This is a genomic window from Shewanella decolorationis S12 (assembly GCF_000485795.1).
GTDB lineage: Bacteria > Pseudomonadota > Gammaproteobacteria > Enterobacterales > Shewanellaceae > Shewanella > Shewanella decolorationis.
The window spans coordinates 52,868-67,283 of record NZ_AXZL01000059.1 but is presented as its reverse complement, the minus strand read 5'-3'; the positions used below and the strand labels follow the sequence as shown (position 1 = coordinate 67,283).

Sequence of the window (14,416 nt, the reverse complement as noted above, 5' to 3'; positions counted from 1 at the left end):
CGGCAAGAGCAGGGTCAACTTGCTCTTGAATAAAGGCCCCCTTTTAGGGGGTTAAAACAAAGCCACCTTCTTCAGAAGGTGGATTCTTTACTATCGAAGCGAGCTTATTTAAGCTGGCTTAAGACGAGGACGGGCTTATCGTCGCTGCTAAGCAGCGTTAAACGCCCTTGAACTAGCTTGGCCTTAGCGACCAATGGCAGGGCTTGCATCACTTTATGCTCCTGCTGCATCAGCGCATCGACGCAGGCCTTCATCGTGCTGCCGCCAGGAATAATTTTTAGCGCCTGTCCTTGCTGGCTGTATTGGCCAAAGAAGTTGTTGCAGCTGTTATTGCCAGAGAGTTTACCTTCATCAGCGAAGGTAATTTGCGCAGGGCTGTAATCCACTGTGGGTTGCCCTTGAACGGCTTCAACATGCCAGCTTCCCTGCAATGGCACAGTCTCCTGATTGGCAACGTCAGTGCTCTGACATGCGGTTAAACCAAAAAGTAATGCGCTTAATAAAAATGTTTGTTTTAACATTGTCTCAGTTCCTTTTTCCGTATTCATGGCCATAGTGTACAAGTTTAGCGGGAGATAAAAAGAGGTTTATATGACAGATACCATTAAAAGCACTATGAATTTATTGAAGTTTTTACATTGGTTAGGTGTTTTGATGTTAGTTTGTGGACTTGGGATCTATATGTTGACCCAATGGAGTCTAGAAATCAGCGGTATGTTACTGATCTCAAGCCTCATTGGTTTAGGACTCGTATTGATGTCACCCTATCCCGTGGTGCTGTTTATCCAATGGGCGAAGCGTCAGGACGAGCTTTCTAAAGACTGATCGCCCGTAAAAGCTAGAGCTCGGCCGAGTCGGCGGCGGGATTATCATACTGCTCGGCATCGAACTTGGGCGCTTGATTTGCTTGGTTTGCTTCAGGCTCTGGCCGCATAGATTTCAGTTTGCAGCGCGCATCTTCCATCATGGGCGCTAACTTGGCTGTCGATTCTGGGGTGAAAAAGCTATAGCTAGCATCGAGTTTTAGATGGGGGTTTTGTTGTTCTAATTGTTTTTCGACCCGCTTCATAATGTGCAATATATCGCGTTCGCTATCGACGAAAGCTAACACCACAAATTGAGTCTCACTGTAATGGGCGGCGACATCAGCGGTGCGAATAGTATCTTGGACCAAATTGCCCAGTAGTCTATGGTGTTTATCTTCTAAATTATTTTCTGATGGATTTGCTTCAGTTAACTCAAAGAAGATAATCCCTGCATGGGCACCAAAACGTCGTCCTAAATTCAGCTGTCTAGGTGCCATCATCATAAAACCGTAATGGTTGAGCATGCCGGTCTCTTGATCGCGCATTGATAGGGATTCAATGCGATGGTTTTGGCATAACAGGGATAATTCCTGCTGCAGCAATATTTGGAACGGCTCCAGCATGGCGCTGTTGCTCGCGGGCTCGACCATATGGGGATTTAACACGCACAGTGAACCAAACTGACTGCCGTCGGGCCAAGCAATTGGTCGGGAAAGAATATGCTGTATTCCATCGAATTCCCGTGGCAGTTCGTCGAGCATAAAGCGGTCAAGATTGAGATAGTCTCCTTCAAGGCTACTATTTTTTAATGCTTGAAAGAGTGGGAAGTTATGAGGGAAAAGTGTGCCTGCGGTAAAAAGCGGAGTGTCGTTAACGGTAGTCACAATCACTTCAAAACCAGATTGAGTCATTTGCAATACAAAAGCATAGGCCGCACTGTAGTAACTCTTTACTAATTCGCATTGCTGCATCCAACGACCTAAATTTACCTGAAGCAGATCGTTATCCAGTACGCTGATATTGGGGTTAATAGTCTCTGGTAGCATAGAATGATAAGGAAATAGCCTAGGATAGGGTAAGTTTGGAAAACAATGACATGATTAGCAAATTTGTCGCTAAAAATTCAAATTTTGACTGACAAATTAAGTATACTCACGCGCCTAAATCTCGCAGTTAACCATTGGTTGGAATTTCCTATGTTGCAAACTCGATTAGCAACCTTAAAAGATGTTGCAGTATTGGCAAGTTTAGAGCGCCAGCATCTTAATGATGAACTCGTTTCCGGTGGTTTTAATTTAGCTGGTCAGGCATTCACGCCCAGTGAATTAACCCAGCTAGTCGAAAAGCATTGGGTTTTAGTCGCTGAAGTGAAGGGAAAAATCATAGGTTATGTGATTGCTGGTCGCTGGTCGTTTTTTGAAGCTTGGCCCATTTATCGTTTCATTCTGAAAAGATTAGAAAAAAATAATAGCGATAGCCCAAGATTAACCCGACAAAATAGCTGTCAATATGGCCCCATTTGGATTGATAAAGCTTATCGTGGGCAGGGCGTTTTTGAGGCGCTTGTTGCTAGGGTATACCAAGAAGTTGCGCCTAGTTTTGAGCATATGGTGACTTTTATCGCTGAGGAAAATGAGCGCTCATTGGCGGCGCATACTCGCAAAGCTAACATGCAAGTGAAAGATTTTTTTACTTTTTCAGACAGAGATTATTATCTTATGCATCTGGAACTTCGCCAATAAACTATTTGTTTTCGTTAATATTTTTTTCGTTGTTTTTCTTTAAAGAATCAGTATTTTGTGACATAAGTTATGCGCTAAGCGGTTGATCGACTATGCTTAAATAAATAGTTGTCGACCATAATCCTCCTAGAATGTTTGAGCTTCGCAAGTTTCTTGATAGAAGTTTTCTGATCTCTGTACGTGAATCCTTTATCGCGTTACTGCCGTTTATTCTTGTAAACTCCTTGTTATCATTGATTATTGCACTATTAAGCACTTGGGTACCTGAATGGCAGACAACCGCTATTTTCTATGGCCTGACATTCTTTTCGGTACAGCTTGCAAAAGTATTTCCGCTGCTAGCCTTGATTTCGCTTTCATTTCATTTCGCTAAGTATTTACAACTTTCAGCGATTGTTGTTTGCTCGATATCCTTTAGTGTCTTGCTGGCCTTGCATGTCCCCACTACTGGGGAGGCGTTGAATATTGACTATGTTTACGCGGTGTTAGGTGATCCTCGGGTCGTCGTCTTGCCGATTTTAACAGCCTATTTATTACGATTTTTGGTAGCTTGGCGATGGTTGGATTTAGTGAGAGGGAAGGCATTAAGTCGCTACTTGAAACAGCATCTAAACATATTATTGCCCGTTGTAATTTGCTTTATTGTGATATTACTGCTTGTGACCGAAGCATCGACTTTGCTTAGCTGGTTTTTTTCCCCTTTAATTGAAACATTACAAACGGCAAGTATTGGCATCCAATTGTTTATTCGCATTTTGTTAACTCATGTCCTTTGGTGTTTTGGCGTTCATGGTGATAATGCATATTTGTTGTTAATTGGGGTAGATAATGGTTTAACTGAGGTTGTACCAAATCTAACTGCTAGCCAATTTATGGATTTATTTATTCTTTATGGCGGAAGTGGTGCGACTTTATCGTTAATTATTGCAATTTTTATAGGTTCAAAAGATAGCGCGACTAGGCATATCGCTAAAATCGCAACGCCGTTTGCAATATTTAACATTAATGAAATTCTGATTTATGGTTTACCCATTATTTTTAATCCAAGATTACTTTTACCATTTATTATCTCTCCAATATGCAATTTTTTACTGGCGTATAGTGCCATTAGTATAGGGATGTTAGAGTTTGATACCCATAGTTTTCCTTGGATAACCCCGCCATTGATTAATGCTTATATAGCAAGTGGTCATCTGAGCACTGTGCTGTTCCAGTGCTTTCTTATCTTCGTTGGGGTTTTAATTTATTTACCTTTTGTGCGACGTTTTTCGTTGATGAGTGAACACTATGAATTTGATCGTGAATTGATAAAGCGTGTTCAGTTTCAAGATGATATTGAAAAAATGAATGAAACACATTATCTCAAGAAACAATCTGAATCTTTAAAGGCTGAAATTAATTTAGAAAAAACGATTAAAGAAGTATTAGCTGGAGAATTACAACTTCATTATCAGCCTAAAATTGCCCTAGCAGACGGTAAAGTCGTTGGGTTTGAAGCCCTCATTCGCTTGAAGGATGAGTATGGGCGTTTAAAAGGCCCCTATTTTATTGATGCTTTTCAGCGAGCAGGATATTCGCATATTGTTGACCGCTTTGTGATTAATACCGTAGCAGAAGATCTTGCTCGATGGTCGTTAGAAGACTTCTATCCCAAGGTGAGTATCAATATTGATCCAAATAATATTACCGATGTCCAATTATTGGCGGTAATGAATGAAAGGCTTGGAAGTGTTGCTGAACAGGTTGAAATTGAGATGTTAGAATCTGCTTTTATGTTGGATTTAAGCCGAATAGATAATAGCATTCGACAGCTTAAACAGAGTGGGTTTAGATTTTGGTTGGATGATTTTGGCACCGGATTTTCGAGCTTAAGCCTTTTGAGCCGAATTAACGTTGATGGCATTAAATTAGACCGAAGTATTCTTGCCAATACTAGCGAGCCCAAAGGCCGAACTCTGTATCTACAAATCTGTAAACTTTGCAGTAGCTTAGGTTTTAGCCTAACGGCAGAAGGTGTTGAAACTCTTTTAGAAGCTGAGTTTGTAAAGGAGGCCGGTGTTGCTTATGTGCAGGGCTGGTTATACGCCAAGGCGATGCCAGGACCTGAAGCCAAAGCCTTTTGGTTGGAGAGAAATAGTGAGTGATACCTTGGTCAGCAATCTGCTGACGACATACGCCAATGCGAACTTGTCGGCTTGGGATAATTTGCGAGTCTTGTTATCCGAGTGCACGTTGCAGCAGCGTGAAGCCCGTGGATTTGAAGTCGATTGCGACGATAGTCGACCCCATTATTGGTTACAGATTGAAGATTGTTGGCTCGATTGTGGCCGAACTAATGCTTACTGTGCCGCTATTGTTCCTTTAACACCGAATGCCGTTCAAGGTTCAAGGATAATTGGCATACAAGAGTGTGCGCCGTTATCCGCCGCGCAGATAAACCTGTTGTGTATACAAAACGCTCATTTTGATCACTGTGAGTAGTTGTTTCAAAAAAGTTAAGTATTTACTGCAAAGTTTATACGCTTTGACAGCTATTTATCTATGCCCAAAAGTCGTATGGTATGCTTACAGTCTTTATTGGAATTTCTGTTATTACAGCGTTTGAAGCATATGCTGAAAACGGGATAGTTAAGCCGTCACTAAACACAACCGTCGAGATAGGTAGATAAACTGATATACTTTGTGAGGTGGTTAGGTTCGAGTTCAGTGCGATAGAGCCGGAAAATTTTATCTGCTCTACTGGTAGCTGTCTTATATCTTGTAATATTTTTTGAATTATTAGCGAGGCTGTCATTCCATTAAAGTCAAAGCTATTTAGATTTATATCTACTTCCTTAATAATCTGTTTAGCAAAGAGTTCCACGCCGTAACTTGCCATCCTAGTTTCCGCTTTAGGCGGTGGATATGGTCCTATTCCTGCAGCTGTTGATATTTGTAATTCTTCTCCGGAACCTAGTTTTTGCCTTACTTCATTACGAAAATATGCAAAGGTTGCAGCTGAAATACTGGGTATCGAAAGCTCAAATGTGAGTTCAACAGAATTGTGACTTCCAGAAGTGACCTGTGCTGAAACTTGGTTATATCCTTTATAGAGAATGCCATTTATAGTGGGAGTATTTATAACAGATTTTACTAATGCCTGAGGAAGATGATTTAATCGGTATTCATCATTCTGTCTGAGTATTACTTCATTCCTTGAAATCAGATCCTGAGGGAGTGTTATTAAGTACATTCTGAGTGGTTTCCCATAAAACGCCCTACATTCCGACTATGTTAGGGCGTTTGTCTATTTATGTTATTTACAATTACAGGATAATAGTACTGTTATTATCCTTACTCGGTAAGGCATTACCATTTTGATCTTGTGCACCGGTATCACTTGCTGGGTCACCTGCGGACATCATATTGTAGGTATTACCAGAACTGTCTTCTATTTGCATGATCAGGACATAACCTGAAGCATCTACTTGCACATTAGGATATTGCCCTGAGACATACAAACTGACATTTGCAGAACCTTCAACTTCTTGAGAGTTCGATACTTCTTTGAAAACCTCATGGATTTCTTCTTTGTGGGTTTCAGCGTTGGCTGAAATGCCTAACCAGCTCCAAAATGCACTAACACCTCCACCTATGTGGTACTCTTTTTTCATCATATCGTAGGTCTTAGAATTATCTAAACTACGAATTTTGAACTTCATAGTGCCATCAAGTTTGGCCCATGCTCCCGCACCAGAAACCGATACTCCTAAACCTGATTGAGTACCGCGTTTAGTTGAAACTTTCCAAGAGGAAACGCCAGTGCTATTTCTTTCTGGAGCAGCAAAAGCAATTTGGTTATGAGGAGCGATAAAATTCAAATTAGCCATTTCGAATATCCTTATTCCTGAGTTGCTGGTAGTTCCAGCGTAGAGTGATATAAATGTTTTACTTATAGATAGGAAGAATCGTGAAGGTTCTCTTCAGCTTCCCTGCCAAAGTAAAACTCGTACTAACCACGAAAATTCTTTCGTAGTGCAGATAAGCGTAGCCGACAGTGATTCAAAATCAATCGCTCTCTTTGGATGAGTGATGTGCAGATTTCTGGAAATGAAAAAATATTATTCTTTTGATTATTTAATAGGTTGTGCATGTTTTTTTCTTGATAATTAAATTTAAACTTTGAGGGTATACTCCATAATTTGCTGATTTATAAAAGAGAAAAAAACTTAAAATAAATTCGGCTTTCTATGCATTTGCGTTGGGATTTAAGCATAAAAAAACCGCCCTTAGGCGGTTTTTTTACAATCGAAAGCTTAATGCAGTTTACAGACCTGCATCAGCGCGTAGTGCTTCGGCTTTATCTGTCGCTTCCCATGGGAACTCGCTGCGGCCAAAGTGACCATAAGCGGCGGTTGCTTGATAAATTGGGCGAGCCAGGTTCAACATTTCGGTTAGGCCGTATGGACGCAGGTCGAAGTGTTGACGGACTAACTTGATTAAGACTTCTTCAGACACTTTACCTGTACCGAAGGTCTCAACGCTGATAGACGTTGGTTCAGCCACACCGATAGCGTAAGACACTTGGATCTCACAACGGTCCGCTAAGCCTGCTGCTACGATGTTTTTCGCAACGTAACGGGCAGCATAGGCTGCACTACGGTCAACTTTTGATGGGTCTTTACCAGAGAATGCACCACCACCGTGACGCGCCATACCACCGTAGGTATCCACGATGATCTTACGACCGGTTAAACCACAGTCACCCATTGGACCACCGATAACGAAACGGCCAGTTGGGTTAATGAAGTATTTAGTGTCCTTGCTCAGCCATTGTGCTGGCAGAACTGGCTTGATGATGGTTTCCATCACGCCTTCGATCAGGTCTGCTTGGGCGATGTCTGGGCTGTGTTGGGTAGACAGTACGATCGCATCGATACCAACAATCTTGTTGTCTTCGTAAGCGAAGGTGACTTGGCTTTTCGCATCTGGGCGTAACCATGGCAGAGTGCCGTTTTTACGCACTTCTGATTGACGCTTCACTAATGCGTGGGCATAGGTGATTGGCGCTGGCATCAGAATGTCAGTTTCGTTGCTGGCATAACCAAACATTAGACCTTGGTCGCCGGCACCTTGCTCTTTTGGATCGGCGCGGTCAACACCTTGGTTGATGTCTGGAGACTGTTTGCCAATCGCATTTAATACGGCGCAAGAATCGGCATCGAAGCCCATATCTGAATGGATATAACCAATCTCACGAACCGTTTTACGGGTCAGCTCTTCAATATCAACCCAGGCAGAGGTGGTCACTTCGCCACCTACTAATACCATGCCAGTTTTGACATACGTTTCGCACGCAACACGTGCTTTAGGATCTTGGGCCAGAATCGCGTCTAGCACAGCATCAGAAATCTGATCTGCAATTTTATCGGGATGACCTTCTGAGACCGACTCAGAAGTAAACAAGTGCTTTGCCATAGTAGGAAAATCTCGTTGTTAGCAATCAAACGTGTAGAAGCATCTACATCTAGACGGCTATTTTAGTGGAATTTCATCGCCATGACACCCCCAAAGCTAAATATTTCTGTACTTAGTGAGGTAAATCTCAGCTTTAAAATTTGAACTAAAAAGCATGGTTGTCATTTAACTGATTGAAAATAATTAATTAAAAGTGTTTAAAATCCATCTGATTCCGCTGGGGATGCGCGGCGGCATTTCCTTTTTCCACCCAGATGAGCTTTGGGGGAAATCGTACAAGGTTATGTTATAGCGACTTAAAGTACGAAGCCTTAGCTTGAATAGTTCATCCTTAAGCTATTTTTATCGTAAAAAGTCCTATTGCGGGCGGGAAGGTAATATTGTGGTGAATTTTCGTTTGCGTCGCTTCGCTATGTAGGGGAAAATATGCGTCCAAATTGCCCGCTAGACCCCACAAATTAAGCAGGAGAGAGCATGTCTTCCCGTAAAGTACTCGCCAACGCAATCCGTGCGTTAAGTATGGATGCAGTTCAAAAAGCAAACTCAGGCCACCCTGGCGCCCCAATGGGCATGGCAGATATTGCTGAAGTGCTGTGGAATGATTTCCTTAAGCACAACCCGAACAATCCGAAATGGGTCGATAGAGATCGCTTTATCCTCTCTAACGGTCACGGCTCTATGCTGATCTACTCTTTATTACACCTAACTGGCTATGACCTGCCAATGGATGAGCTGAAGCAATTCCGTCAGTTACATTCTAAAACCCCAGGTCACCCAGAATATGGTTACACTCCAGGTGTTGAAACCACCACTGGCCCATTAGGGGCGGGGATCAGCAACGCTGTAGGTATGGCGATTGCAGAAAAAACCTTAGCGGCACAGTTTAACCGTGAAGGTCATGAGATTGTTGACCACTACACTTACTGCTTCCTCGGCGATGGCTGCTTGATGGAAGGTATTTCCCATGAAGCTTGTTCTTTGGCGGGCACTTTAGGTTTAGGCAAACTGATCGCATTTTGGGATGACAACGGCATCTCTATCGACGGCCATGTTGAAGGCTGGTTTACCGATGACACGCCAAAACGTTTCGAATCATACGGCTGGCACGTGATTGCTAACGTAGATGGTCACGACAGCGATGCGATTCGCTCGGCTATCGAAGCGGCAAAAGCCGTGACCGACAAGCCGACAATGATCTGCTGCAAAACCATTATCGGTTTTGGTTCACCAAACAAATCTGGCAGCCACGATTGCCACGGTGCACCATTAGGTGATGGGGAAATCGCCGCGGCACGTGAATTCTTAGGCTGGCCACATGCGCCATTCGAAATCCCCGCTGACGTATACGCAGGTTGGGATGCTAAAGAAGTGGGAGCAGCCCGTGAAGCTGCATGGAACGACAAGTTTGCCGCTTACGCTGCTGCTTACCCAGAATTAGCTGCTGAATACGAGCGCCGTGTACTGAAAGGTGAATTACCAGCCGATTTCGAAGCCAAAGCACAAGCCTTTATCCAAGAATGCCAAGCGAAAGGCGAAGGCATTGCGAGCCGTAAAGCGTCACAAAACGCGATTGCAGCCTTTGGCGCTATGCTGCCTGAACTGTTGGGCGGCAGTGCTGACTTAGCAGGTTCTAACCTGACCCTGTGGGCAGGTTCTAAAGGCATTCAAGAAGATCCAGCGGGTAACTACGTGTACTACGGTGTGCGTGAGTTCGGTATGAGCGGCATCATGAACGGTGTGTCACTGCATGGTGGTTTCATCAACTACGGCGCGACGTTCATGATGTTTATGGAATACGCACGTAACGCAGTCCGTATGTCTGCGCTGATGGGTATTCAAAACATCTTCGTTTACACCCATGACTCTATCGGTCAAGGTGAAGATGGTCCAACTCACCAACCAGTTGAGCAATTAGCTAACCTGCGTATGACGCCAAACATGGCGGTATGGCGCCCATGTGACGCGGCTGAAACCGCAGTTGCTTGGAAAGCGGCTATCGAACGTCGTCATGCACCAACATCGCTAGTCTTCAGCCGTCAAAACCTGAAGGCTCAAGTTCGTACTGCTGAGCAATTAGCGAATGTGGCAAAAGGCGCTTACGTACTGCAAGACTGTGCTGGTACGCCTGAGTACATCCTGATTGCGACCGGTAGTGAAGTGCAATTAGCGGTAGAAGCTGCGGCTGCGCTGACTGAACAAGGCAAACAAGTTCGCGTGGTTTCTATGCCATCAAACACTGAGTTTGATAAGCAAGATGCTGCTTACAAAGAATCTGTACTGCCAAAAGCGGTGACTAAACGTATTGCTATCGAAGCGGCCCATACTGACTTCTGGTACAAATATGTTGGTTTCGAAGGCACAGTTGTTGGCATGACTACCTTTGGTGAGTCTGCGCCAGGCAACGTGCTGCTGAAGCACTTCGGTTTCACCGTTGAAAATGTGCTGAACGCTGCAAAATCACTAGGCTAATTGTTTAGGTGATGGGATTACCGACAAAAGGTTAAACTTTTGAAAGGTTAATCTGTATAATGCGGCCTGCAATCGTTTGCAGGCCGTTTTTGTATATGCAGTATTGTTAAGAGGAAATAAAGACCTCAATGATCCGAGTCGCAATCAATGGTTATGGTCGTATTGGCCGCTCAATCCTTCGTGCTTTATACGAGTCTGGAAAACGTCAGCAAATACAAATTGTCGCAATCAATGAGTTAGCTAAGCCTGAAGCCATTGTCCATTTGACCCAGTACGATACTACCCACGGTCGATTTCAGCCCAAAGTCAAATTAGTCGATGATCAGATGCTGATCGGTGATGACGTCATCAAAATTCTCCATGAACCGGATCCAGCCAAGCTGCCTTGGCGTGAGATGGACATCGACATCGTCTATGAAGCGACAGGCGCTATCTTAGATCGCAACAGCTGCGAGTCCCATATCTACGCAGGCGCCAAACAGGTCTTAATCAGTCACCCTTCTTCGGCCGATGTTGACGGTACTATCGTTTATGGTGTGAACCAAGACTTACTGCGCGCCGAGCATACAGTGGTTTCTAATGCTTCTTGTACGACCAACTGTATCGTGCCCGTGATCGATGTTCTGGATAAACACTTTGGTGTGAAAAGCGGCGCGATTACCACTATCCATTCTGCGATGAACGATCAGCAAGTGATTGATGCCTATCATGATGACTTACGCCGCACCCGAGCTGCGGGTCAGTCCATCATCCCTGTCGACACTAAACTTGCCCGCGGTATCGAGCGGATTTTACCGCACATGAAAGACAAATTTGAGGCGATTTCGGTGCGCGTTCCCACGATCAACGTTACTGCTATCGATCTTTCGGTAACATTAGATAAAACAGTGGATATTGCGACCGTCAATCAAGTGTTAGAATTGGCCGCCAATGGACGATTTAACGGTATCTTAGGCTATACTGATGAGCCGCTCGTATCCTGTGATTTTAACCACGATCCGCGCTCAAGTATTGTCGATGGCACCCAGACGCGGGTGAGCGCTGGGCAGTTGGTTAAACTGTTGCTGTGGTGCGATAACGAGTGGGGCTTTGCAAATCGCATGCTAGATACCAGTTTGGCGATGATTGCAGCTAAACAAAGCTGAAGATAAGAATTTATACCAATGGGTTAAGCCTAGTGGCCAATTCGACGGGATGTCGAGTGCCGAGTAGCTATCTAAGCTAACCGATTGATGCAAAAACCAGTTTGTTTTTTTGATTATAAAAGGAAGCGTTACCATGGCAATTATCAATATGTCAGATTTAGATCTCCAAGGTAAGCGAGTGCTTATTCGTGAAGATCTCAATGTGCCAGTCAGCAACGGCGTCGTCACCAGTGATGCACGTCTGCGCGCCTCTCTTCCCACTATCGAATTAGCCCTTGCCAAAGGCGCGGCGGTAATGGTGATGTCTCACTTAGGTCGTCCAACCGAAGGTGAATACAACAGCGAATTCTCCATGCAACCTGTGGTCGATTACTTGGCCAAAGCTCTGTCTTGCCCTGTGCGCTTAGCGACCGACTATTTAGACGGCGTTGAAGTGGCGGTAGGCGAAGTGGTTGTGTTTGAAAACGTTCGCTTTAACAAAGGCGAGAAGAAAAACGACGAAGCCCTGTCAAAGAAAATGGCGGCCTTATGTGATGTGTATGTGATGGATGCCTTCGGCACCGCTCACCGTGCAGAAGCCTCAACCAATGGTGTTGGCTTACACGCTCCTATCGCCTGTGCTGGCCCATTATTAGCACAAGAATTAGAAGCGTTAGGCAAAGCCTTAGACAACCCAGCGCGCCCATTAGTGGCCATCGTTGGCGGTTCTAAAGTGTCGACTAAGCTGACTGTATTAGAAAGCTTATCTGGCATTGTCGACCAGCTAGTGGTTGGCGGTGGTATCGCCAACACCTTTATTGCTGCGGCTGGCCACAATGTAGGTAAATCCTTATACGAAGCGGATTTAATCGATGAAGCTAAGCGCTTAGTGGCGAATGCCCAAAGCCGCGGTGGCGACATCCCTGTGCCTACCGATGTGGTGGTTGCGGGTGAGTTTAGCCCAACGGCCGCTGCGACCTTAAAAGCGGTCAATGAAGTGGGCGATAGCGACATGATTTTCGACATCGGCCCCGACAGCGCCGAAGCGTTAGCGAAAATCATTGAGTCTGCTGGCACTATCGTATGGAACGGCCCTGTGGGCGTATTCGAGTTCGACCAATTCGGTGAAGGTACTAAGCGTATCGCACAAGCTATCGCTGATTCTAAAGCCTTCTCTATCGCTGGCGGTGGTGACACCTTAGCGGCGGTCGACAAGTATGATATCGCCGATAAAGTCTCTTACATTTCTACTGGCGGTGGCGCTTTCCTTGAGTTTTTAGAAGGTAAAGAGTTACCGGCTGTAGCTATGCTAAAACAACGCGGTGCCTAATATTGATTTAGGTATTGCACCATCGCGGCAGGGCGCCGCGATGGCACAAAAACAAGATAAAAAATTATAAAAAAACCGCTCTTTCTCTAAAGGGATTTACACATCACTAGAGCGATTGAGCATAAAAATCCATCCAAACGATAGCGGCCTCGGTGACCTAACGTTGATGTGACAGTCACCCTATTATTGGAGTTAAAAAATGGCGTTAATTTCCCTACGACAACTACTCGATCACGCGGCAGAACATGGATACGGTGTGCCAGCGTTCAACGTAAACAACCTTGAGCAAATGCGTGCCATCATGCAGGCCGCAGAAGCTACAGACAGCCCTGTTATCGTGCAAGCCTCAGCGGGTGCACGTAAATATGCGCGTCCACAATTCTTAAAATACCTGATGACGGCTGCACTTGAGCAGTATCCCGATATCCCGGTCTGTATTCACCAAGACCATGGTACCGATCCTGATATCTGCCAGCGTTCTATCCAATTAGGTATGTCATCAGTCATGATGGACGGTTCATTAATGGCCGACGGTAAAACCCCAGCTTCTTACGAGTACAACGTCGATGTAACTCGTAGAACCGTTGCCTTCGCCCACGCTTGTGGTGTGTCTGTAGAGGGTGAAATCGGTTGTTTAGGCAGCTTAGAAACCGGTACTGCTGGTGAAGAAGACGGTGTGGGCGCTGAAGGCGTATTAAGCCACGACCAACTGCTGACCAGCCCAGAAGAAGCGGCACGCTTCGTTGCTGATACCCATGTTGACGCGCTGGCGATTGCGATTGGTACTAGCCACGGTGCATACAAGTTCAGCCGTAAACCAACGGGTGATGTACTGCGTATCGACCGCATCAAAGAAATCCATGCCCGCATTCCTAACACTCACTTAGTGATGCACGGCTCTTCTTCAGTGCCACAGGAATGGTTACAGATCATCAACCAATACGGTGGTCAAATTCCTGAAACTTACGGCGTGCCATTAGAAGAAATCGTTGAAGGTATCAAACATGGTGTGCGTAAAGTGAACATCGATACCGACCTACGTTTAGCGTCTACCGGTGCGGTACGTAAATACTTAGCCGAACACCCAAGCGAGTTCGACCCACGTAAGTTCCTTAAAGCCTCTATGGAAGCGATGGCAGACATCTGTACTGTTCGCTACGAAGCCTTTGGTTGCGCGGGTCAAGCTTCTAAGATTAAGCCTTTGTCTTTACAAGCAATGTACAAAGCTTATCAGTCAGGCGCATTAGATCCTAAGATCAACCTGTAAGCCTTACATTACTTTTCAAAGCCCGCAATTAGCGGGCTTTTTTATTTTAATAAGTTAGCGACTTTTAATTGGAACCTGAATGTATTTATTGTTGATACTTGTATTGTCTTTTTGTTTTATAAGTTAAATGAATTTTGGGGTTATATGTGATTTTGATCGAGTCAATTGGATTGCCAATGGTCGAAAAATCTTCACAATAGCCGAGCTACATTATCGATTTG

13 protein-coding genes are annotated in these 14,416 nt (G+C 44.6%); 8 read left to right on the top strand and 5 right to left on the bottom strand.

Annotated features, from left to right (window positions below; genetic code table 11):
* Window positions 1-104 precede the first annotated feature (104 nt).
* Window positions 105-521 (bottom strand): META domain-containing protein, encoded by a 417-nt coding sequence (locus SHD_RS07915; protein WP_039977846.1) that lies wholly within the window; start codon window positions 519-521, stop codon window positions 105-107.
* A gap of 70 nt (window positions 522-591) precedes the next feature.
* On the opposite strand from SHD_RS07915, the gene SHD_RS07910 reads away from it, so the two are divergent.
* Window positions 592-825, top strand: a complete 234-nt coding sequence (locus SHD_RS07910; RefSeq protein WP_023266630.1) for a hypothetical protein — start codon at window positions 592-594, stop codon at window positions 823-825.
* Window positions 826-838: 13 nt separating this feature from the next.
* Here SHD_RS07910 and SHD_RS07905 read toward each other — a convergent pair whose 3' ends face one another.
* The gene (locus SHD_RS07905; protein ID WP_023266629.1) at window positions 839-1,852 is read right to left on the bottom strand and encodes a GGDEF domain-containing protein; all 1,014 of its coding nucleotides are present in this window, start codon (window positions 1,850-1,852) and stop codon (window positions 839-841) included.
* Between the two features lie 153 nt (window positions 1,853-2,005).
* Here SHD_RS07905 and SHD_RS07900 point away from each other — a divergent pair, with 153 nt between their 5' ends.
* The 3 genes from SHD_RS07900 to SHD_RS07890 all read left to right on the top strand — a co-directional run bounded on the left by SHD_RS07900 (window position 2,006) and on the right by SHD_RS07890 (window position 5,029).
* Window positions 2,006-2,548 (top strand): GNAT family N-acetyltransferase, encoded by a 543-nt coding sequence (locus SHD_RS07900; protein WP_039977854.1) that lies wholly within the window; start codon window positions 2,006-2,008, stop codon window positions 2,546-2,548.
* Window positions 2,549-2,679: 131 nt separating this feature from the next.
* The gene (locus tag SHD_RS07895) at window positions 2,680-4,692 is read left to right on the top strand and encodes an EAL domain-containing protein (protein ID WP_023266627.1); all 2,013 of its coding nucleotides are present in this window, start codon (window positions 2,680-2,682) and stop codon (window positions 4,690-4,692) included.
* On the top strand, window positions 4,685-5,029 hold the full coding sequence (locus SHD_RS07890; RefSeq protein WP_039977844.1) for a hypothetical protein: 345 nt from the start codon (window positions 4,685-4,687) through the stop codon (window positions 5,027-5,029). Before SHD_RS07895 ends, SHD_RS07890 begins: the two co-directional genes overlap by 8 nt.
* A gap of 58 nt (window positions 5,030-5,087) precedes the next feature.
* Here the strand turns inward: SHD_RS07890 and SHD_RS07885 are convergent, their stop codons facing one another.
* From SHD_RS07885 to metK, 3 genes are all read right to left on the bottom strand, one after another.
* The gene (locus tag SHD_RS07885; protein ID WP_023266626.1) at window positions 5,088-5,780 is read right to left on the bottom strand and encodes a hypothetical protein; all 693 of its coding nucleotides are present in this window, start codon (window positions 5,778-5,780) and stop codon (window positions 5,088-5,090) included.
* A 73-nt stretch (window positions 5,781-5,853) separates the two neighbouring features.
* Window positions 5,854-6,417, bottom strand: a complete 564-nt coding sequence (locus SHD_RS07880) for a hypothetical protein (protein ID WP_023266625.1) — start codon at window positions 6,415-6,417, stop codon at window positions 5,854-5,856.
* A 436-nt stretch (window positions 6,418-6,853) separates the two neighbouring features.
* On the bottom strand, window positions 6,854-8,005 hold the full coding sequence (metK, locus tag SHD_RS07875) for a methionine adenosyltransferase (RefSeq protein WP_023266624.1): 1,152 nt from the start codon (window positions 8,003-8,005) through the stop codon (window positions 6,854-6,856).
* A 474-nt stretch (window positions 8,006-8,479) separates the two neighbouring features.
* On the opposite strand from metK, the gene tkt reads away from it, so the two are divergent.
* The 4 genes from tkt to fba all read left to right on the top strand — a co-directional run bounded on the left by tkt (window position 8,480) and on the right by fba (window position 14,195).
* Complete coding sequence (gene tkt / locus SHD_RS07870; RefSeq protein ID WP_023266623.1) at window positions 8,480-10,474, top strand: transketolase; 1,995 nt, start codon at window positions 8,480-8,482, stop codon at window positions 10,472-10,474.
* Window positions 10,475-10,602: 128 nt separating this feature from the next.
* The gene (epd, locus tag SHD_RS07865) at window positions 10,603-11,619 is read left to right on the top strand and encodes an erythrose-4-phosphate dehydrogenase (RefSeq protein WP_023266622.1); all 1,017 of its coding nucleotides are present in this window, start codon (window positions 10,603-10,605) and stop codon (window positions 11,617-11,619) included.
* Between the two features lie 133 nt (window positions 11,620-11,752).
* The gene (locus SHD_RS07860) at window positions 11,753-12,928 is read left to right on the top strand and encodes a phosphoglycerate kinase (protein WP_011718153.1); all 1,176 of its coding nucleotides are present in this window, start codon (window positions 11,753-11,755) and stop codon (window positions 12,926-12,928) included.
* A gap of 199 nt (window positions 12,929-13,127) precedes the next feature.
* Window positions 13,128-14,195 (top strand): class II fructose-bisphosphate aldolase, encoded by a 1,068-nt coding sequence (fba, locus tag SHD_RS07855; protein WP_011621571.1) that lies wholly within the window; start codon window positions 13,128-13,130, stop codon window positions 14,193-14,195.
* Window positions 14,196-14,416 lie beyond the last annotated feature (221 nt).

What these genes read in the sequence shown, in the direction of transcription:
- SHD_RS07915 (WP_039977846.1), bottom strand. Translation starts at nt 521, where the DNA reads ATGTTAAAACAAACATTTTTATTAAGCGCATTACTTTTTGGTTTAACC.
- SHD_RS07910 (WP_023266630.1), top strand. Translation starts at nt 592, where the DNA reads ATGACAGATACCATTAAAAGCACTATGAATTTATTGAAGTTTTTACAT.
- SHD_RS07905 (WP_023266629.1), bottom strand. Translation starts at nt 1,852, where the DNA reads ATGCTACCAGAGACTATTAACCCCAATATCAGCGTACTGGATAACGAT.
- SHD_RS07895 (WP_023266627.1), top strand. Translation starts at nt 2,680, where the DNA reads ATGTTTGAGCTTCGCAAGTTTCTTGATAGAAGTTTTCTGATCTCTGTA.
- SHD_RS07885 (WP_023266626.1), bottom strand. Translation starts at nt 5,780, where the DNA reads ATGTACTTAATAACACTCCCTCAGGATCTGATTTCAAGGAATGAAGTA.
- SHD_RS07880 (WP_023266625.1), bottom strand. Translation starts at nt 6,417, where the DNA reads ATGGCTAATTTGAATTTTATCGCTCCTCATAACCAAATTGCTTTTGCT.
- metK (WP_023266624.1), bottom strand. Translation starts at nt 8,005, where the DNA reads ATGGCAAAGCACTTGTTTACTTCTGAGTCGGTCTCAGAAGGTCATCCC.
- tkt (WP_023266623.1), top strand. Translation starts at nt 8,480, where the DNA reads ATGTCTTCCCGTAAAGTACTCGCCAACGCAATCCGTGCGTTAAGTATG.
- epd (WP_023266622.1), top strand. Translation starts at nt 10,603, where the DNA reads ATGATCCGAGTCGCAATCAATGGTTATGGTCGTATTGGCCGCTCAATC.
- SHD_RS07860 (WP_011718153.1), top strand. Translation starts at nt 11,753, where the DNA reads ATGGCAATTATCAATATGTCAGATTTAGATCTCCAAGGTAAGCGAGTG.
- fba (WP_011621571.1), top strand. Translation starts at nt 13,128, where the DNA reads ATGGCGTTAATTTCCCTACGACAACTACTCGATCACGCGGCAGAACAT.